General features: G+C 60.4%; 14 protein-coding genes and 2 tRNA genes. 14 read left to right on the top strand and 2 right to left on the bottom strand.

The window, feature by feature from the left end; translation table 11 throughout:
- Positions 1–11 precede the first annotated feature (11 nt).
- A complete protein-coding gene (locus tag HG800_RS10955) occupies positions 12–815 on the bottom strand; it encodes a hypothetical protein (protein ID WP_169976661.1) in 804 nt (267 codons plus the stop codon).
- Between the two features lie 802 nt (positions 816–1,617).
- On the opposite strand from HG800_RS10955, the gene HG800_RS10950 reads away from it, so the two are divergent.
- Complete coding sequence (locus tag HG800_RS10950; RefSeq protein WP_169976660.1) at positions 1,618–2,637, top strand: beta-ketoacyl-ACP synthase III; 1,020 nt, start codon at positions 1,618–1,620, stop codon at positions 2,635–2,637.
- Positions 2,638–2,762: 125 nt separating this feature from the next.
- Here the strand turns inward: HG800_RS10950 and HG800_RS10945 are convergent, their stop codons facing one another.
- Positions 2,763–4,505, bottom strand: coding sequence for a hypothetical protein (locus HG800_RS10945; RefSeq protein ID WP_169976659.1), 1,743 nt, complete (start codon positions 4,503–4,505; stop codon positions 2,763–2,765).
- Positions 4,506–4,962: 457 nt separating this feature from the next.
- Here HG800_RS10945 and HG800_RS10940 point away from each other — a divergent pair, with 457 nt between their 5' ends.
- The 13 genes from HG800_RS10940 to HG800_RS10880 all read left to right on the top strand — a co-directional run bounded on the left by HG800_RS10940 (position 4,963) and on the right by HG800_RS10880 (position 20,518).
- Positions 4,963–5,313, top strand: a complete 351-nt coding sequence (locus HG800_RS10940; protein WP_169976658.1) for a hypothetical protein — start codon at positions 4,963–4,965, stop codon at positions 5,311–5,313.
- An 88-nt stretch (positions 5,314–5,401) separates the two neighbouring features.
- The gene (locus tag HG800_RS10935; protein WP_169976657.1) at positions 5,402–5,881 is read left to right on the top strand and encodes a DUF2760 domain-containing protein; all 480 of its coding nucleotides are present in this window, start codon (positions 5,402–5,404) and stop codon (positions 5,879–5,881) included.
- A gap of 64 nt (positions 5,882–5,945) precedes the next feature.
- A complete protein-coding gene (locus HG800_RS10930; protein ID WP_169976656.1) occupies positions 5,946–7,760 on the top strand; it encodes an Hsp70 family protein in 1,815 nt (604 codons plus the stop codon).
- A 192-nt stretch (positions 7,761–7,952) separates the two neighbouring features.
- Positions 7,953–8,870, top strand: a complete 918-nt coding sequence (gene murQ / locus HG800_RS10925; RefSeq protein ID WP_169976655.1) for an N-acetylmuramic acid 6-phosphate etherase — start codon at positions 7,953–7,955, stop codon at positions 8,868–8,870.
- On the top strand, positions 8,867–9,808 hold the full coding sequence (locus HG800_RS10920; RefSeq protein WP_169976654.1) for an N-acetylglucosamine kinase: 942 nt from the start codon (positions 8,867–8,869) through the stop codon (positions 9,806–9,808). Before murQ ends, HG800_RS10920 begins: the two co-directional genes overlap by 4 nt.
- Positions 9,805–11,031, top strand: coding sequence for an exo-beta-N-acetylmuramidase NamZ family protein (locus HG800_RS10915; protein WP_169976653.1), 1,227 nt, complete (start codon positions 9,805–9,807; stop codon positions 11,029–11,031). Before HG800_RS10920 ends, HG800_RS10915 begins: the two co-directional genes overlap by 4 nt.
- A gap of 240 nt (positions 11,032–11,271) precedes the next feature.
- Positions 11,272–12,219, top strand: a complete 948-nt coding sequence (locus HG800_RS10910; protein WP_169976652.1) for an acyl-CoA desaturase — start codon at positions 11,272–11,274, stop codon at positions 12,217–12,219.
- 571 nt (positions 12,220–12,790) lie between these two features.
- A complete protein-coding gene (locus HG800_RS10905; protein WP_169976651.1) occupies positions 12,791–14,890 on the top strand; it encodes a hypothetical protein in 2,100 nt (699 codons plus the stop codon).
- 80 nt (positions 14,891–14,970) lie between these two features.
- Positions 14,971–16,362 (top strand): glycosyltransferase family 87 protein, encoded by a 1,392-nt coding sequence (locus tag HG800_RS10900; protein ID WP_169976650.1) that lies wholly within the window; start codon positions 14,971–14,973, stop codon positions 16,360–16,362.
- Between the two features lie 122 nt (positions 16,363–16,484).
- A tRNA-Met gene (locus HG800_RS10895) sits at positions 16,485–16,557 on the top strand.
- A 293-nt stretch (positions 16,558–16,850) separates the two neighbouring features.
- Complete coding sequence (locus HG800_RS10890) at positions 16,851–17,396, top strand: class I SAM-dependent methyltransferase (RefSeq protein ID WP_315852017.1); 546 nt, start codon at positions 16,851–16,853, stop codon at positions 17,394–17,396.
- A gap of 135 nt (positions 17,397–17,531) precedes the next feature.
- Positions 17,532–17,604 (top strand) — tRNA-Met (locus HG800_RS10885).
- 178 nt (positions 17,605–17,782) lie between these two features.
- The gene (locus HG800_RS10880) at positions 17,783–20,518 is read left to right on the top strand and encodes a hypothetical protein (protein WP_169976648.1); all 2,736 of its coding nucleotides are present in this window, start codon (positions 17,783–17,785) and stop codon (positions 20,516–20,518) included.
- Positions 20,519–20,535 lie beyond the last annotated feature (17 nt).

Here is a 20,535-nt window from a genome sequence, read left to right as displayed (position 1 = left end):
GGAGGGATCGCTCACCAGGCATCCCGATCATCGGGCATGACACTGCGATCGAAATCGGCATGACTGAACGGGTGCGAGGAAGCAGACTCGATCCGCTCTTGCTCCTCGGCCGCTAACGCCCGAGCGGTACGTCGGCAGGCAACCCCGGCAATGAGACAGAGCGTTGCCACCTGAAGCGAAGCGATGACTCGCAGGAAGGTCACGCCGAGATACATCAAGGCCTCGGCCAGATTGGGCCTGGGACCAGCGATCAGGGGCCATCCGCCACCCCATCGGGTCTGGGTGACGAAGTAAATCAAAGAGACGATCAAGCCAAACATCGAAAATTGGCGAGCAGTGCGGCCGGCGTCTGGTGCGGCCTTCATGCCGAGGTGCGAGGCCACCTCGGCCGAGAGACTGGCGAACAGATAAAACTCAAGCCAACCAAAAATCAGGACGGCATTGTGAAGCAACCACTCGTGGCCCATCGCCCCGACCGGAATGCCCATCATCCCCGCCTGAGAAATGCCCCAGTGGATCGAGTCGAACAGGTTCAGGAGGACGAGGAGACCCGCCCGGCGTTGCCAGTGGGAATCGGTCCAGCGTCCCCAAAGCAAATAGGAACCGAGCAAGGCGCCGAGGGTGATTGGTAACTCAACTGTCCAGGTGAACCAAGGTTGCCTCATCACCATGAGGAGTCGTTGATCCCAGGTCAGAAGGATCCACAACATGATCGCGGCGCTCAGGCACAAGAGGCCGAGCGCTGCACCCGCAATCCAGAAGCCGGCGGTACACAGCCAGTAGCGGGGGGCAAGCGATTGGTGCTCGACGTCCATGATGCTTACATCAATACAGGGTCCGGCCCGTGGGACGGAACGGGGCGGAAAAAGGTCATCATCGCGTCAGACGAGCGGATTCGTCAACACAGGGGCGTTGAGTGTCCTCCTCGAACACCAGGAGAATGGAGCCCCAGGGCTGAGCAGAGGAGGGGAAATGGTCCGCGGGGGGCAGGACGGACAACTCAAGCTGGTTGCGAAGACGAAGAGGGCCGGGAATGGGAACCTCGATCGGATCGGTCGAGTAAGGGTCCGAGGAAGATCGCTCGGTCAACAGTTCGCCGTTCAGTCGAATTCGGAACACACCCGGGACCGACTCGCAGCGTAGCCGGCAGGAAGGCGATTCAGACACCCGAGCCGGTCGTCCAAAGTGTCTCAGGAGGACGATGGGTTGCTCGGTCACGGGAAGGGACTCTGTGGGCAGAACAACGCGGGCCGATGGGGCGCTGGAATCGGTCGAAGTCCGGAGTTCCCACGGGCCTCGGAGTCGGATCAGGTGTTCGGGCATGGGAGATCACGCTTTGGTATAGTCAGGTTGGGCGAGGTTGAGTATAGTCGCCTCACATCCCGGTCGTCTGGAGGTTGTACGCTTCGAATCCCCTCGTCTTGCTTCATGATCTCCCGACGTGCCCTGGAACCGATCGCCGCCGCCAGGCCCAGGTCGTGCCGCGTCATGTCGGGTCGGTGGGACGGGGAACGCAGCGGAACGCATTCCCACGACAAGAATAGAGCCGCAACGCGAGGCGTCTGCCATCGTCTCGCATCTCCCCTTTTCGAATCATACCGATCGACGCCGTCGCCCATGAGCACAGGCCAATCTCAGACCGATGCCCCCATCCGTTCGCTGCGCGGGGTGCAAATCCTGGGGAGCGGTCGGTATGTCCCGGAGCGGGTCGTCACCAACCACGACCTGTTCGAGATGCTGGGGTTCGATCCGGAATGGATCGTCAACCGCACCGGCATCCATGAACGCCGATTCGCTCCACCCCATCAGGCCACGAGTGATCTTGGAATCGCCGCGGCGGAGCGTTGTCTCGCCGATGCGGGGTGCGATCCGGGAGAGGTCGACCTGCTGGTCGTCGGAACGATGACGCCGGACATGGCCTTTCCTTCGACCGGATGCTTGATCCAGGACCGGATGAAGCTGCGGTGCCCGGCCTTCGACCTCCAGGCCGCCTGCGCGGGCTTCATGTATGCGATGCTGACGGCCGCGCAATTCGTGGCAGCCGGCACGAGCAAGCGGGCGCTGGCGATAGGGGCCGATTGCAACAGCCGGGTGATCAATCCGGGTGATCAGAAAAGTTATCCGCTCTTTGGTGATGGTGCCGGTGCGGTCTTGCTGGGACCGGGGGATCCGGAGCAGGGGTTTCTGGCGTATCAGCTCGGCTCAGACGGATCGGGGGGGGATTTGCTGAACCGTCCGGCATGCGGCAGCCGGCTTCCCCCTTCGTCCGAAGCGCTGACTCAAGGCTTGCACTATCTCACGATGGATGGGCGAGCCGTGTTCAAATGGGCGGTGCGCATGCTCGCTGATTCGTCGAGCGCGGTGTTGGAACACGCGGGCCAGACGATTGAGGACGTTCGGTGGTTCATTCCCCACCAGGCGAATATTCGCATTATTCACGCCGCCAGCGATGTGCTCGGATTCCGCCGAGAGAACGTGTTCAAGAACCTGGAAAAATACGGGAACACCTCGGGCGGTTCGATTCCGATCGCACTTGATGAGCTGCGCCGGGAGAACCAGATTCAGGAGGGCGATCTCCTACTTCTGTCTGGGTTCGGTGCGGGGCTGGCCTGGGGAACGGCGTTGATGCGTTACTGAGCGATCGGCGGCTTCGCTCTTGTCTCCGACGAATGACAACGAGGGCCGTGATGAGCGAAATTCGTTCACCACGGCCCTCGATTCGTTCCAGATCATGCCGAAAACGGCGTGATTGGATAGAACAATCACATCCGAGTCAGAATCGAGTGAATCCGTCTCGGGCTTTCGGCCTGAGGTCCGCCGATGGAGGGAAGATATCCGACCAGGCGACGGGCAAAGAAGCCTGCGCCTTGGACGCGGGCCGGGCCGGTCGGGGGAGCGAATGCCTCGTCACCGGTAATCTGATAGAGATTCCCGTTGAAGTGACCGACGATCGTGCCATTGCCCGCCTGATCGGTGGGATTGCCGTAAACACCGTCGGTCGGCCGGTAGGATGCGGCGATGACCGAATCAACCAGGTCGCCACGCTGCTGGTAGAAGCCGATTCGGCTCGGCTGACGGATCGGGTCGAGTCCCTGTCGGAAGGAGAGGTAGTCGAACCCGGAAGCAACCAGGGTGTTGAGAGAATCGCCCACAATCGTCGTGTCGCCGATCGCACGATTGGCCGTCATGGTCACGTTGGTCTGGGCGAAGCCAGGCCGGGTAACGTAGTTAATGGTGCCCGTGCCACCATACTGAATCGTTTGGGGGTCGGGAGGAATCTGACGAACGAGGTTGGCTGGCCCGAAGGTACTCGAACCGATTTGCTCGGCGGCGATCACGCCACCGGCGAGGCCGGAGGCGGGATAGCCTCGCTTGCCGATCGGATTGCCGGCATCCAGCAAGGACGGAGTGGTGTTGGCGGGATTCCCAAGCCCTCGGAGGAACTTCAACTGTCCAATCTGGCCTGCGGTGGCATCAATCGCGACAGCGTCGGCAGGGCCACCGAAGTGGGCATGACCGACCCGATCGAGGCCACTGAAGCGGTCGGTGAACGGCTGATCGCCGCGAGCGAGGACGAGATTGCGGGCCGAGCCGACAACCTTCATTCCCTCGATCCCTCTGGCCTCGACGTTGGTCCGACCGGTGAACGCGACCGGAGAAAGGATCGCGCTGATGTCGGCCGGAACGATGTTCGAGGTGACCGAGCCGAGTTCCAGATTGTTGATGTTGCCGTTGACGATCAATCGAACCGTGGGTTCGGTCTGCGGCACATTATTGATGGGGCCGACTTCAGGATTGAAGGCCGTGTTGAAGATATGAGCGATCTGGATATTGGGCCGGACCCGCAGGGGGGTGCTCGGATCCCCAATGATCACGTCAACCGGCTGGTCGGCTTCGGGATTGACTGCGGCCTGGATCGCGTGGAACGAGAGGGTTTTCACTCCTCCGAGCAAGGCGATGCGAGGCGTACCGGTGGGTTCTTCGCCGGTCTGCCGGAGCACAAAGCCATTCAGCTCGATCGAGGCAACCCCATCGGCAGCAATCAATCGATTGAAGCCGACCAGACCATCCGTGATCACACGATCGGAACTCTTGACCTGTCCAGTGACTCGGGTTCGGTGCAGATCGGTTCCGACAAGTTGGATCGTGTCAATCTCGGAGTTGAGCAGGCCGTCGTTCGGTGTGACATCGGTGACGATGGCGACGCCGGGGCCATGCACGGTGATGGAGAACTGGTCACCGTTGGGCAACTGTCCGATCAGGACCTTGCCATCGTTATCAAGCAGCGTTTGAAGCTCCGGGCTGTCTCCGATCGGATGAGGCCGGGCCACGACGGGAAATTGCGTCGAGGAACGCTGGAACAAAAGACTTGGAATCAAGTCTGGGTTGAGCTGACCACCCCCACCCGAGAGCAGCTGGCGCGTTTCCAGCGATTCGAGCCCGACGCGCGCTTTGGCCCGCTGGGTACGAGGGCGATTGATCTGCTGCCGCGAATCTCGATTCATGGAAGAACCCCTCCTTGACTGCCGCTTCACCGATCGATGGCCGCCCTCGCGGTACACCAATTCGATCCAACCACTCGGGCCCGCGACGCGATCGCAGCACCTGAGGCGGCAGAGCCTGGTGTCTAGCTCTGTGGTTCGGCGATCTGTTGTGTCCGACTTCATCCCCCAGAGCGACGAAGCAGGGTCGAGTGTCAGCCTGGACCGAGCATCCCGAATCGGACTGAGGCGCCGGTCCCACCGATCCCGACTATTCGACCGAAGAGGACGATGATGACCATTTCGTCTGTTGAAGAATGGCTTCGGGCAGCCTCAGCGATTCATGAAGTGCGATAGACTTCAATGATTTGAGAGCGATGAGCGTGGACCCGTCACACCACGGCATTCTTCGATGGATGTCTGTTCTCAAACGAATGACGTTGTTTCTTTGTTCTCAATGATTCCGGAAGGAGTCGGTCCAATGAGCAACGGATGGCCGGGTGCCTGCCCTGGACGGCGGGTCATCCCGATGCTGATGGCACCAATCCTGAGCCTGGTGCTGTTGCTGACCGGTTGTGCTCAGGGTCAAAAACGTCCCGGCTTCTTCGAGAAGAACTCCATGAAGCCTCTGTTCCCGAAAGCCTCGGCACCTCGGCCGGAACCGGGTCTCCGCGTCCAGGCACCCGGGGTGGATGTCGAGGTGAGCAATCGGGATGGCAAGGAGGTCGAGGTGGCCCGTTCGCCTGGTTTCCTGGAGGGCTCGTCGGGAGTGAGCTTGTTTCGATCAACCTCATCGAGTCGTTCCCTTGAGAACGCAAGGCCGCTAGACTGAGACAACCGCGGAAGGAATGCCGGCCCACCCTGGCCATCACCGGGGTTGATGGGTGAATTCGCCTGATGAGTCTGTGGGAGGATGCGGGTTGAATCGCTTCTTGCTTTCGCTTCGAGCCTTCTGGGACGTGCTCACCGACCGAGAGTTGGCCGAACGGGTGGCATTGGCTCTGGAGCCGCCGAAGGCTTCTGGTCCGGATCTCCGCATCCTTGCCCTTCTGCAACGTGATGGCCGCCTGATCGACTTCCTTCAGGAGGACCTCGAAGGGTTCCCGGACGAGCAAATCGGCGCGGCAGTACGCGATATTCATCGCGGTTGCCGCAAAGCGTTGGCCGAATACCTCGAGATTCAGCCGGTGCTCGCTCGGGAAGAAGGGGAAAAGGTGTCGGTCGAGGCCGAATTTGACCCGGCCGCGATTCGACTGCTGGGGAATGTCTCGGGCACCGGTCCTTATCAAGGAACACTGAAACATCACGGCTGGCGGGTGACGGCGGCAAAGCTGCCGAACATTCCCGCGACGCGAGACGAATCGACCGTGCTGGCCCTGGCCGAGATTGAACTGTCGTAACCTGATCCTGAGGCGATCGGGCCGATCTGCCGCCCCTTAGCCGTGTCTGCCTGGAACGATCCCCATGTCGCGATTTGTTGTCGGCATCGACCTGGGAACCACGAATAGCGCGCTGGCGTATGTCGATTCTTCGGAAGCGACCGAGGAGCGACCGGCACCGGTGCGTGCGTTGGCGATTCCGCAACTGGTGGCAGTCAACGACGTCTCCGAACGTTCTGTCTTGCCATCGTTTTTGTACCTGCCCTCGGAGAAGGATTTCCCGGCCGGATCGACGGATCTTCCGTGGTCGAAAAAGCCGGAACGGGTCGTGGGCGTTCTGGCCCGAGAACACGGGGCGAAGGTGCCGGGTCGATTGGTGGGCTCAGCCAAGAGTTGGCTCTGCTATGAGGGGGTCGATCGAGAGACGGCCTTGCTTCCCTGGAACGCTCCCGAAGATGTGCCGAAAGTCTCTCCGGTCGAGGCGTCGAGCGCGTACCTCGGGTATCTGAGGGACGTTTGGAATGCCCAGATTGCGGGAAAGAAGTCTGAGGACCGGCTGGAGAAGCAGCAGATTTATCTGACCGTTCCCGCCTCGTTCGACGCGGTCGCGCGCGAGCTGACCGTCGAGGCGGCAAAAGGGGTCGGACTAGATCAGGTGACCTTGCTGGAGGAGCCGCAGGCGGCTTTTTATGCCTGGTTGTCGGGCCTGGGAGACGAGTGGCGGAAGCGCGTCACGCTGGGCGATCTGATTCTCGTCTGTGACGTCGGCGGGGGGACGACTGACTTCACGTTGATTGGCGTGGCGGAACAGGATGGTGACCTCGTTCTCAATCGCTTGGCGGTGGGAGAGCACATCCTTCTCGGTGGCGACAATATGGACCTCGCGCTGGCTCATGCGGTTGCCGCAACCATGCCCGGGGGCATGGAGTCGCTTGATCCGACCCAACGAGTCGGGTTGACCTATGCCTGCCGAAATGCCAAGGAGACGTTGCTCTCGAAGCCGGATCTGGACTCTGTGACGGTCTCCGTGCTTGGCCGGGGTTCCAAGGTCATCGGCGGGGCCGTCAAGGCGGACTTGACGCGATCAACGCTTCAAGCGGTCTTGCTCGACGGCTTCTTTCCGAGGTGCGAGGCCAATGAGCAACCCGCCCGGGGGCGACGGATCGGCTTAACCGAGATCGGCCTTCCGTATGCGGCCGACCCGGCCATTACTCGGCATCTGGCCCGTTTTCTGAGCCGTCAGGGACAGGCGGTGCCGTCGACGGAGGGCATTGCTCGCCCTTCGGCCGTCCTGTTCAACGGAGGGGTTTTTCAGTCGTCGGGCCTGCGCGATCGCGTTTCGGACACGCTCTCCGACTGGGGAGGAGAGCCCATCACAGTCCTCTCATCCGACGAGCCGGACCTTGCGGTTGCCCGAGGCGCGGCCTATTACGGCATGGTGCGCCAGGGTAAAGGGATTCGGATTCGAGGGGGTGTGCCTCGATCGTACTACGTGGGAATCGAGACGTCCGCTCCTGCGGTTCCCGGAATTCCGGCCCCGATCAAGGCTCTCTGTGTTGTGCCGATGGGAATGGAAGAAGGGACCGAGGCGAACGTCCCCGGTTCGGAGCTGGGGCTGGTGGTGGGGGAATCGGCCGAATTTCGCTTTCTGGCCTCGACGGTCCGACGCAACGACACGATCGGCACGGTGCTGGATCGTTGGTCGTCGGAAGAGCTGGTTGAGCTGGCTCCGCTGGTGATGTCGCTCGGCGATCAGGAAGGGGAGGAGGGGGAGGTTGTCCCCGTGAGCCTTCATAGTATCGTGACCGAAGTGGGAACGCTGGAACTCTGGTGCGAAGCAACACGATCGCCGGGACGCTGGAAACTGGAGTTCAACGTTCGAGAACAGGGAGAGAGCTGATTCCGGCTTCGGACAGACCCTTTCATCGCCAAGCCCAAGAAGCGCTTGGCGACCTTTGTGAGGCAGGGGCAGGGCAACGCATGGCACGCTTCTCGTGCCGTCCTGCCGGCCATGATGAGTCTGTTCGATCGTTCCGTTCAGTCCTTGGAATTCATCGACGATTGACACATCTCAGGAAGATCGGGACGGATCATGCCCCTCGAAGATCATTTGCTCACGGAGTCAAGAAACCCGGTGTCGGAGCGGATCGATACCCTCGACGCTTTGGGAATCGTTCGAGTGATGAACGCGGAGGACGCGAAGGTCATCGAAGCCGTCCGCGCGGAAGAACAGGCCATCGCTCAGGCCGTCGAACTGGTTGCCGATCGGTTCCGACGGGGAGGCCGGCTGATCTACGCAGGAGCGGGAACCTCCGGGCGGCTCGGGGTGCTTGATGCATCGGAGTGCCCGCCGACCTTTAGCACGCCGCCAGAGATGGTCGTCGGGCTCATCGCCGGAGGACCGACGGCCCTGACCCGAGCCGTGGAAGGGGCGGAAGACGATCCGAAGCAAGGGGCGGCGGATCTGGATGCCCTGGGCGTCTCGGAGCGGGATGTGGTGGTCGGCATCGCTTCCTCGGGACGAACACCCTATGTGATTGGCGTGGTCGATCGAGCGAAGGAGCGAGGGGCGACGACCGTCGGAATTGCCTGCAACCGGCCGAGCGTTTTGGGGGATCGGGTTGACGTCGAGATTGCGTTGATTGTGGGTCCGGAGATCATTGCCGGATCGACCCGATTGAAGTCGGGGACCGCAACGAAGTTGGTGCTCAACATGCTCACGACCGGGGCGATGGTTCTGATCGGCAAGACGTACGGTAACCGGATGATCGATCTCCAACCGACGAACCAGAAATTGCGGATTCGGACGCGTCGGATCCTTCGGGAACTCGGTGACGTGGACGACCAACAGGCCGCGGCCTTGCTTGAACAGACGGGAGGGCATCTCAAGTCGGCCCTTGTGATGGCCATTTCCGGAGTGGATGCCCCGACCGCCAGGCGGTTGCTCGACGCCGCGGGAGGCCAGGTGCGGGGGGCCATCGAGGCCGTGCATGACGGGAAGACGTCATGAGCCCGTTTCCTCTGGTTCTTGGGGTCGATGGAGGTGGAACGTCGACGGTCGCCTGGCTGGCAGGAGTCGAGGGAGCGATTCTCGGCCGAGGGACGGCAGGGCCCTCAAACGCAAAGGCCATCGGGACGGATCGCGCTCGCGAAGCGCTTGGAGGTGCAATTGCCCAGGCGAGAGCCGATGCGGGCTTGGGAGCGGCTCCCATCGAGGTCGCATGCCTGGGCCTGGCCGGATTCGATCGCCCGGACGATCGGGCCTTACTGGCAAGCTGGTGCATTGAGGATGGCTGGGCGAATCGGCTGGTGCCTGCCAACGACGGCGATCTCGTGCTTGCAGCCGGGACGGAGGACGGGTTTGGAATTGCTCTGATCGCCGGAACCGGCTCGATTGCGGTGGGCCGCACTCCGGAAGGCCGAAGCAGCCGATCGGGGGGATGGGGACCGCTGATCGGGGATGAAGGAAGTGCTTACGCCGTTGCCCTGGCCGGCCTGCGACTGGTTGCAAGGCGGTTTGATGGTCGCTCGCAGAAGCCCCAACAGGATCGACTGACCGAGTCGCTTTGCCGGGAGCTGGGAGCATCGACGCCCCGGGAGATCGTCACGGCACTCTACGGTCCGAAATGGGATCGGGCACGGATCGCAGGGCTGGCGCGCTGGGTTGTCGAGGCTTCGGAGTCCGATCAAGCCGTTCTCGAATTCATTCTCCGACCAGCGGCTGAGGAACTGGTCTCGATGGTCGACTCGGTCCGATCGGGGATTGGCTGGGACGATGCGGAGGGTGTTGATCCGCCTCCGCTGGCAATGGCGGGCGGGTTTTTACTGGGCGCCGATCGGTTGCAAGCGATGGTGAGAGCAATGCTTGGGACGCGGATTGGGCCGGTCGGGATGGTGGCGGAGCCGGTGCTGGGGGCGGTGATCCTGGCGAGGAGGGCAATGCGATGATCGGCAACGAACCTCGGGTGGCAACGGGTCTCGACCGCCTGGTCTCGGAAGGCTTTGCCCGATTAAAGGGTCGGAAGGTGGGGCTGATTGCGAATCAAAGTACGGTGGATCGTCGGCTCCGGCACGGAATCGACCTTCTCCACGGGGCCTCGGGCTTAGAGCTTGTCCGCCTCTTCGGACCGGAGCATGGACTCCGAGGAGAGGTTCAAGACATGGAGGGGGTCGGGTCCGGGACGGATTCCCGGACCGGGCTGCCGATCGTGAGTCTCTACGGAGCCACTCCAGACACACTCAAACCTCGTGTCGAGGATCTTGAGGGATTGGATTGCCTGATCTTCGATCTACAAGACGTGGGCGCTCGGTACTATACATTTGCCGCGACGATGTTCTATGCCATGGAGACGGCCTCTGCCGCGGGATGCTCCTTTCTGGTCCTTGATCGACCGAACCCGTTGGGAGGGGTGGTGGTGGAAGGACCATCCATCCAGGAGGGCTATGAGAGTTTTGTCGGTGCCTACCCGCTCCCGATTCGGCACGGGATGACGGTGGGGGAGTTGGCCCGTCTTTTTCAGTCGGAACGGCAACTGGAGCTGGACCTTGAGATTCTGACCTGTTCAGGGTGGACTCGGGAGATGCTCTGGCCTGAGACGGGCCTGTGCTGGGTCCCGCCTTCGCCGAACATGCCTACCTTTGAGACGGTGGTGGTGTATCCGGGAGGCTGCCTGATCGAAGGCACGAATCTTTCGGAAGGGCGGGGCACGACTCGACCCTTTGAGAACTGGGGAGCCCCCTGGCTTGAGGGATCCTCGTATGGGATGGTCGAAGAACTCGGAGCGCAACCCGGTGCCCTGTTGCGCCCGAATGTCTTCCGGCCGGTCTTCCACAAACACTCCGAGAGAACTTGCTTCGGTGTCCAGCCCCATGTGGTGAATCCGGAGGTGTTTTCGGCGCTGGACACGTACGTCCTGATGCTGCTTCTCGCTGTTCGAGCGGAGCCTGAACGGTTCGCTTGGCGGACGGAGCCGTACGAGTTCATCGACGCACCAATCGCGATCGATCTGCTGTTCGGTTCGTCGGAGGAACGGCTTCGAATCGAGGAAGAGACTCAGTCCCGGAACCTTGACGTACGCGCCTGGCTCGGGGGAATCAAAGAGCGTTGGGGGAAGGAGGTTCAGGAATTTCTAGAGCGCAGGATTTCGAATCTGCTCTATACTCCGAGTTGAGGATTCGACAGGATATTGCTTGAATTGGCCGGCGATGGGGCCGGTTCACCCGGTCTTGCTTCAGAAATTTCTCTTTCGAAGCGAGACTCTGGGCGCTTGCTGTCCTCTCTTTGGGACGGTACCTTCCCCGAATCTCCGTAAGTTTCCCGCCCCCGGGCTCGATCCAGGTTGCTCAGTCATCGCGGCTTAGCGAGTGCAGCCGACCCTCCACGACCCCGAAACGGCAGTCAAAGGAACCTCATGACGATGGAGACCTTGGCACAGCCCAAGTCCCGGGCGACGAAGATCGCCTGGCCCCCCCTGATCTGGATCGCCGGGTTGCATGTGGGGGCGTTGCTGGCGTTTTTCCCCCAATTTTTCAGCTGGAAGGCGGTTGCGGTCTGCATCTTCTTGCACTGGCTCTCCGGTGGCATCGGGATTTGCATGACGTACCACCGGCTTCTGACACACCGAAGCTTCGCGGTCCGTCCGAAATGGCTCGAATACGTGATGACAGCGATCGGCTGCACCGCCTCTGAGGGAGGGGCGATTCACTGGGTAGCCGACCACCGGAAGCACCACGCACACTCAGACGACGAACACGATGTGCATAGTCCCCTGCATGGGGGCTTCGGCTGGGCCCACATGTTCTGGTGGATGACACCGGATATTACGTCGGAGCATACTCCTGCCTATCACGCCCGATGGGCTCCAGACCTGATCCGCGACCCGGTTCACGTTTGGCTCGATCGCTGGCACCTGATTTTCCCGATCGGTCTGGCGGTGCTGCTTTACGTCGTCGGTGGGATGCCGTACCTTGTCTGGGGCTTCTTCGTCCGATCGGTTCTGGTCCTGCACACAACCTGGCTGGTTAACTCGGCCACGCACGTCTGGGGCTATCGATCGCACGAGACGAGGGATTCGTCGACGAATCTCTGGTGGGTCGCATTGTTGACCTACGGCGAAGGCTGGCACAACAACCACCATGCGTTTCAGACCTCGGCTCGGCACGGTCTTCGCTGGTGGGAGATTGATATGACCTACATCGCGGTCAAGGTGATGTCGTGGTTCGGCATGGCTCACTCGATCAAGCTGGCGAAGGTCAAGCCGGCGGTTTCCCCTATCACTGGGACCGTCTCCTCAGAGGAGACGAGTTCGATGCGTCCGCATGCAGCTCAGCCGCAGCCTGCGGTGGGTGTCGCCAAGTAATCGGTGCGTCACGATTGAGCATGCACTCGACCCAGGTCATTCATCCCTGGGTCGTCCCCTCCGTGTCACGAGAGTGATGGGTTTCTCACCGAACCGAGATGCTTCGGGCCGAATCACCTTGCAAAGTGATCCGGCCCGGTGCCATGATGGGTGTTCTTACGCGGCCCTAGCTCAACGGCAGAGCAGGGGACTCATCAATCAATGGTGGCACCGGAAGGCAACTTTCGGCTGCGAACCGGGTGAATTGCGGGAAGCCTAAACCGTGAGTTCGCGAAATGATTCGTGACGGCAGGGTAATCCGCAGCCAAGCCTGGTCGGGCACTGGTGGCCAGGACGGTTCAGAGACTAGCGGGGTGAGTCCCAACAATAATCCCCGCCGATGAGCGCCCGGCCTCCCTTCGGCATGACTCGGTTGGAGGGAGGATGAGATAGTCCGAGCCCCGTGGAAACGCGGGGGCCCTCGAATCCCTTGGTTGCAGGTTCGAATCCTGCGGGCCGCATTGGATGACAACGACTCGCTCACTCGCTCGTCCAATCCCTCGACGATCGATCGCCTCTGAAGACTCTCGCGATGGATGGATACCCTCTGGCCGAGCACCCGGCTGATGATCGATCACCTCCGGAAGCTCTCGATGGCTCGGAGGACGACGCGCTGGTCGGGTCGTCCGCTCACGCCGATCCCGTGTCTGCCTATCACTCCCGAGCGGTAACGCGATGGGGGCTTGTTGTTCGATTCGTCCTGTTCCTGGGGATGCTCGCCGCCCATTTGCTGTTGTGTATGGCGTGTTTGGGTGGATGGTCAGAGGTGTCGAGCCGATGGCCTCTGGCGTGGCATGACCACCCCATGCATTACCACAATGCACTCGTGACCAGGTCGTTCCTCGTTCAGAACGGAACGACGGCCGGCTACGATCCGTACTTCATGGCCGGGTATGCCAAAAGCATTGTGTCGGACCCTTCCGGAACCATGATCGACGTGGTCATCGCCGCCTTCGGACGCGATAGACCCGCAAGGACCTACAAATTGCTGGTGCTGGGGATCATGGGAATCCTTCCCTGGCTCATCGCCGCGACCATTCGCCTCGTTGGAGGTGATTTTGGTGCGGTCTTCTCTGGCACCCTAGCCTTTCTTGTCTACCTTTGGACTGATTTTCCCCTGGAGTATGCCGGCTTCGGCATGCTGGCGTTTCTCCTGGTGATTCCGCTGGGTTTGGTGGTCCTCGCGCTGCTCGTCCGGTTTCTTCAAGGGGGAGGATTTGTTCGCTGGGTGCTTGCGACCCTCGGATCGGGACTCCTGATTTTCGTGCACCCGCTGGCAGCGCAGACGGTTGGGCCGGCGATTCTGGCGGCCTATCTCGTGGCCATCTTGCTGAAACGACGGTCGGGAGAACGATTTCCGATCGGGAGGCATCTGGGACTGCTCTTGATTCCACTGGCGGTGCTGGCGATCAATGCGTTCTGGTGGTTGCCGGGGATTGTTCTGCGGGGGACTCGGGATCCGGATGGAGCGGACTTTTTTTCGCATCCGGAGCCGGTGTTCAGTCGGATTGCTCAGGTCTTCGGGCTGGACGTGCCTGCTCAGCCTCCGATTCAGATCATCCTCCTGGGTGGGGCCATGTTGGGCCTGGTGGCCCTGAAGAGACGATGCCCGTTGCAGGCGACGGGGATTGGGTTCTTTCTTGCCTCGGGCTTGTTCTGGGGATATTTCGCCGGCTGGTTTCCCGCGATCAACTTCCTCCAGCCAGGACGGAACACCTACGCGGTGTACTCGGCCGCTGCGGTTGCGAGTGGTCTGGGATGGTCCGCGCTTCGCCGACAATTGAGTCGAACGTCTCTACGATTCGATCGTTGGTTCGTGGGGGCGATGGTCCTGGTGTCGATTCGGATTTTTCTTCCTTCAATGATCCAAACGATCGGATACCGAACAGGGAGAGAACCGGTTCCGGAAGTGGTCTGGCAGGCGGGAGAGCTTCCGCGTGTTCGTTGGTTTGGACCGACGGGAAAAGTACCGTTTCTTTCGAGTCGTCCCACGCCTGAGCTGACCTGGCTCCTGGATCAGGTGCAAACGCATTTCGAACCAGGGGATCGCATCTACTACGAAGAAGGGGGAGAACAACGTGGCGATTTGACCGATCCCTTCGGTGGACATCGCTACGGGGGCTTGCTACCAACCCTGGCTCGCGTTGAGGTCATCGGTGGTCCATTTCTCAACGTGCCGGTTCGGGAGAACTTCACCCAGTTCGGCATGGGCAAACTGTGCGGGCTGGAGACATGGGGACGGGAGGAGTTCGAACGATTCAGCCGTCTCTATGGTCCGAAGGGAATGGTGTGCTGGTCGGCAGCCTCGCAGGAATTCTGCCGTTCCAATCCGGACCTCATCGAGATTGTGGCGGATCTGGGAACCTGGCTGGTTGCGAAAGTCCGGGGGTTTGAGGGAGACGCCATTCGAGGAGAGGCTCGGGTGATGGCCGAGGCCGGAAGGCTCGAGGTTGAGCCGGTCGCCGTTGACGTTGACGGGATGATCGTGCTGCGGTATCACTCCGTCCCAGGGCTCCGGAGTGATCCTCCGGGGTTGCTACGCGAAGTCGAGGAGCCGGGCGATCCCGTGCCATTCATCGGTGTGATTCGACCTGATGGCGCGCTAACCATCGAAATGGATGCGCTGCCTTGATCGCGGGCCACCGGAATGTTCGACGCCCGACGGATCGGGCCGCTTAACGCCCGAGCTTCCCTCCAAGGAAGGAGTCTGCCGTGCCGGCCGAGCCAACATCGGGTGTAACCCTTCCCGACTCCTCTCGAAAGATTCGGTCCGTCGTCTGGATTGCGCTGGCCGTGACATTTCTGGTTGCTTCGGGGATCTATTCTCTGAAAGCGGCCGAGGAGCGGAGCGCCATCATTCGATGGCTGCATCAGGTGGAACAGTTACAAGACGGAGTGAACATTTGGGACAAGTATATGTTCCCAAATCCTCCGATCTTTCCCCTGACGCTGTATCCCCTGACGAGCATGGACCCGCTCGCGGCCTCGATGGTCTGGTATTACCTCAAGGCAGGGCTGACGGTCCTTTCGGTCGTCTTTTGTTTGAGGTTGGCCCGGACCAAAGATGACCCGCGACGAGTGCCGGGATGGGCCTTGTTCCTGATCATTTTGCTGAGTTTCCGGCCGATTCTCAGCGATCTGCATCATGGGAACAACAATCTGGTGATCCTCTTCCTGATCGTTTCAACGCTTTATGCGTGGCGGAAGGGTTATGACGTGCTTGCGGGGCTGTCCTTGGCCCTTTCGATCGCCTACAAGGTCACGCCGGCGCTGTTCGTGCCTTATTTCCTGTACAAACGATCGTGGCGTTTGGTGGGAGCCACATTTCTTGGACTTGGCCTGTTCCTCTTGATTGTGCCGAGCATGATTCTCGGACCCGAGTTCAACGGCGAATGTCTGCAAATGTGGTGGCACCGCATGTTACGTCCCTTTGTTGTTAATCACGAGGTGGGTGACCACGAAATTAACCAGTCGATGGCTGGTGTGCTGATGCGGTATTTCACCGAGCAGGAGGCCACGGGAGACGGGAGGTACGTTCCGCTGTATTCGGGCCTGAACTTCGTGTCACTTAATCCGGATCTGGTGGTCTACGGCATCAAGGCGCTCTCGATCGGCATGATTGGTTTGCTGGCGATGCTTTGTCGTACAGACACGACCCGACGAGACAACGTCCAATTTCTGGGCGAGTTCAGTCTGGTGGTCTTGACGATGCTAATTGTTTCCGAGCGAAGCTGGAAACATCATTACGTGACGGTACTGTTACCCTACACGTATTTGATCTTTCGCCTGTGGGCTTACCCACTTCCCCGACGCATGAGACTTCTCGTAGGGGGTTGCCTCGCCCTCTCTTCCCTCCTCATGCTCACGACGTCGAGTGAGGTGGGAGGCCTCTTTGCCAACGGAACCGGACATAAGCTCGCGTTGTTCTACGGAATGTTCTTCTGGTCTGGTGTCGTATTGTACCTCGGGACGGCCTTAGTCTTGAGATACGAGACCCGAGAAGCCCAGCGAGCGGACGATCGAGTGGAGGCTGCAACACGCGTCGTCAAGCCGCCTCATGCTCCGAAATCGTCGCGATCCATGCCGATTGGTCGGAACAATTAAGGGCCAACATCTTCCGCATTGAGCAATCCAATACGGCCATTCGGTAACGCCGCAAGACCGGGTTCGAGCGTCGATTCGATACGATGGGTTTGACTCCCGAACCGGTTCTGTTACAATCAAAGTGCGGCGTGGAGCAGCGGTTAGCTCGCCAGGCTCATAACCTGGAGGTCGTAGGTTCGATTCCTACCGCCGCAACTTCAACCTCGTTTGTGAATTTGCGTGTTGTGCACTCACCATCGCCAATCCTTTGGGGTTGGCGATTTTTACTTCAGGTTCAATCTGGACCCTGGTCTCGAAAATCTTGCCTCGATGTAGAGGTAGCATGGAATCAGGGTATCCGATCACCTCATCGATCCATGATCGATCAATCGAGAATCCCTTGTCATTCCCAAGACGATCGAGCTTGTCCGCTGTGCGGTGAGGAACGATCAGGATTCTTCCATCGGGATCGGGTCCGAGACTATTTTCAATGCGATCTGTGCGGACTGGTGCATGTCCCACCCGAGGCGTTTCTCTCCGCCGATGAAGAAAAAGCGTATTACGATCTTCATCAGAATGACCCGGGAGATGCAGGTTACCGGCGCTTCCTGAGCCGGCTATCGGTTCCACTACTGCATCGGCTCGCACCTGGGTCTTTGGGGCTTGATTTCGGGAGTGGTCCCGGCCCAACACTCGCGGTGATGTTCACCGAGTCCGGATTTCCGACCCGGAATTACGATCCGATTTATGCTCCAGACAATCGGGTTTGGCAGCAGCACTATGACTTTGTGACCGCGAGCGAGGTCGTTGAGCATCTGAAGTCTCCGCTCGCGGACCTCGAACGTATCTGGAGTGTTCTGAAGCCGGGGGGTTGGCTGGGGATCATGACGAAGAGGGTCTGGGACCTGCAGGCTTTTCTGACATGGCATTACAAGGATGATCCCACGCATGTGATCTTTTTTTGCGATCGGACGTTTGTCTGGCTGGCCCGACACTGGTCAGCGACGCTCGAGATCAGTGGCCCGGACGTGGTCCTTCTTCAGAAACCAGGGTAACTCGTTGTGGTTGGGATCCTGCTGAAACAGGATTCCTCGCGATCGAAGGATGCAGACTGACTGGGATCCAGGATGATTTCCCAGGGATCGGTGTCGGCGCCTTGCAATTCGAAGCGATTCTGATAGGATCATCCTTGCACCGTGGAGCAGCGGTTAGCTCGCCAGGCTCATAACCTGGAGGTCGTAGGTTCGATTCCTACCGGTGCAACTCGTTTAGGTTTCACGCGCCGAGCGGCCTGGCTGAAGACCATGCCGAACTCGGCGTTATTGTTTGCGCTTGTGCCAGGGGAAGGCTTGACGTAGGCTCCTCGATCAATCGCTCGTGATGCTCCCGAGACTGGTCGGCATTCGAGATTGCGCCCGAAGGATTGGGGAGGAGGCAATCGATGAACGCAAGAATTCCAGGATGGTTCTTCCTCGTCGCTCTGATGATTTCGACAGAAGCGTCTGGTCAGCAAGCCCAACCGTCGTTGCGATGGCTCGGGCAGGTGGGAAGTGATCGTGTTTCCCGCTCGAACACTCCTGGACCCAATGGGGTTCAGGACATGGTGTTCGAACTCAACGGCCTTCCCACCACTCAGGCGATCAAGAGCCTGACGCTTCGGGGGTATGGTCGAGACATCTGGGGCTATCCCGGAGGCGGAGGACACTGGTCGGCGGATCTGCAGCGGGAGCCTGGTTCGCCGCGTGCTTTGATCTCGGTCGAGCCGAGCCAGGAGGAAACCGGACGCAAGTTCGACATTGAGGTCGAGCTTGAAGGAGGCCAGCGGTATTCGATGAGCGTTCAGGGGGGGCGAGCGAACCTGTTGGCGCGGATGCCCGAGGTTCAACTGGCCGCCCGATGGGTGGGAACCGATGGGACTGATCGGGTGAGTCCCGGCCCATCGGTCGGACCTGATGGATTCGAAGACTCGAAGATCGAACTGGCCCGACTTGCGCCGGACCCTGAGGTGCTGGAACTGTCGATCCTGGCCGAACACGGCCCCTCGTGGGCGTTTGGACCGAATCCGGAGGGGAAGCACGACGCGCTGTTGATGAGGTCGTCGGAGGATCGGACCCGAGGCACGTTGTATCTGAGCCCGACACCCGATCTGCAAGGGAAACGACTTCGGATCGACCTTTCATACAACAACGGGACGCGAGATCGGGTCGTTCTGGTGGCGGGAACCGCTCCCGTGGATCGCGCCGTGACACGGGCTCCGTTGCCGAGGATGACGACAGAATCGACCCCCGTTCGATGGATTGGGCAGGATGACCGCGGTCCGCTCGGTCCGGGAGCTGTGACGATTGCCGTTGATCGATCCTCAACGCGACCCATGAGGGCGGCCGTGCTGAGCGATGGCGTTACGGGAGTGTGGGTCTTCGAGGCGTCGGGGGCTGGCGGATCGTCGAAGATGCCCTTCGTGGGGGATCGCCGCAGACGGCTGGACGTGCGGAGGGGCTCTCGGCCGGGCTCGATGCTTCTCTCGTTTGTGCCCTATCGCGACCTGGACGGGGTTGAAATGAGCCTCAGGCTGATCGATGAGGACGGTCAGTCTTCGTTGATCCGGTTTGCTGGGCAGTCGTGTGATCCGACTCGGCGGTTTGCGCCCCCCTCGGTCAAAGAGACCCGCGTACGACCGGGAGATGATCTGGCAGCCCTGGTACAACGAGGAGGGACGATTCGGCTCTCGGCGGGGATCTACGAATTGGACCGACCTCTCGATTTGTTGGAGCCGATTGCGTTCATCGCTGAACCCGGAGCCGAGTTGCGATTTCGGCAATCTCCCAGTGATGAGCCGTGGCCCGAGGCGATTGCGATTCGGGCACCTGGCCGAACGACGATCTCAGGACTTCGCGTGCGGTTTGATGGCCCGGTCCGTTGGCATCGTCAGGCAGCCTGGGGAGCGGCGATCATCGGCGTTCCCAATCTCGGGAAGCGGCCGGGAGGGCCGGTGCATGTGGAAATCCGGGAGCTTGACCTGGAAGCCCCGGTCGCTGGAAGTGACTGGGAAGAGGCCCCGAATTGCCTGAGGTTCCTTGATACGGACTCGGGCGTGATCGAAGGTTGCACTCTGAAAGGGGGGCCGATCATGATCTTCAACGGTCCCTGGCGGGTGGCGAAGAACCGGCACCGGGGAACGCAACCAAAGACGTTTGCCGGGTCTTTCCTCTCGGGTCGGGAGATTCGGGAGATCGAGATTGTAGAAAACGAGGTCCGTCCGGAACCATCCTCGGGCAAGCTGTATCGGTTTGTCGTGCTCGTGGATCGAGGGCACCAGATCGGAGTTCGGCACAACACGGTGGTCGGTGTTGGACCGATGGACAATGACGAACGTCCGCATCCCAACGCCCCGGAGATCTTGCTGACTGAGTCGTACCAGATTCGCTTTGAGGGCCGGCATGCTGGAGTCTCGGACGACGGCAGGATTGTGGCGATTCCAGAGCCGCAGGGGAGACATCCCGAGGTCGGTGAGGTCGTGGCGGTGCTCTCGGGACCGGACGCCGGACGATGGGCGGTAATCGAGCAGATCCTGGACCGAAACGTGATGCTCGTTGATCGGCCGCTCCCGCTAGGGGATTACGACGTTTCGGTGACACTCGGGTTCCTCGAGACGGTGATCGAGTCCAACACGATTGATTGTCGAGGGAGTTCCGAGGGGCATCCGGTCGTCTTGACCGGAAATCACTATGGAACGAAGCTGATTGGCAATGCCTTGCTGGGCGGGGGAAATGCGTTTCGACTGTCGGCGTATGCGACCAATGCTCCCTTTCACTATGCGTGGTCGCACACGCCCCAGTTTGATCTGACCGTCGAGTCGAATACCGTGACCGACTCGGCCCTGGGTGGATTGATGGCCGTTTATCATGGCCCTCAACAAAAAACGAACCGGGGTCGGGTCTATCTCACGGGCTCTGTCTTGGGTAATACATTTCGATGGACAGGGGCTGCGGCTCCCGGTTCCGCACGCGATCAGGTTGCTTTGACGGTCGGCCAGGTCCCCTCATTTGACTCTGGTGAGCTGATCTTAAAGACCGGGAGCAACCAGGCCCTCGATGCTCGAGGGGAAGCGGTCTCGAATCCGATGCGGATTCACGTCGGAACCGTCAATGATCGGCGCTACGAACCGGCCGGAAAGTGACGTTGCCAACTCTGGCA

Origin of the sequence: Tautonia rosea (assembly GCF_012958305.1) — a bacterium.
GTDB lineage: Bacteria > Planctomycetota > Planctomycetia > Isosphaerales > Isosphaeraceae > Tautonia > Tautonia rosea.
Note: the sequence above shows the minus strand (reverse complement) of the source record. Positions and strands in the feature narration are given on the sequence as shown.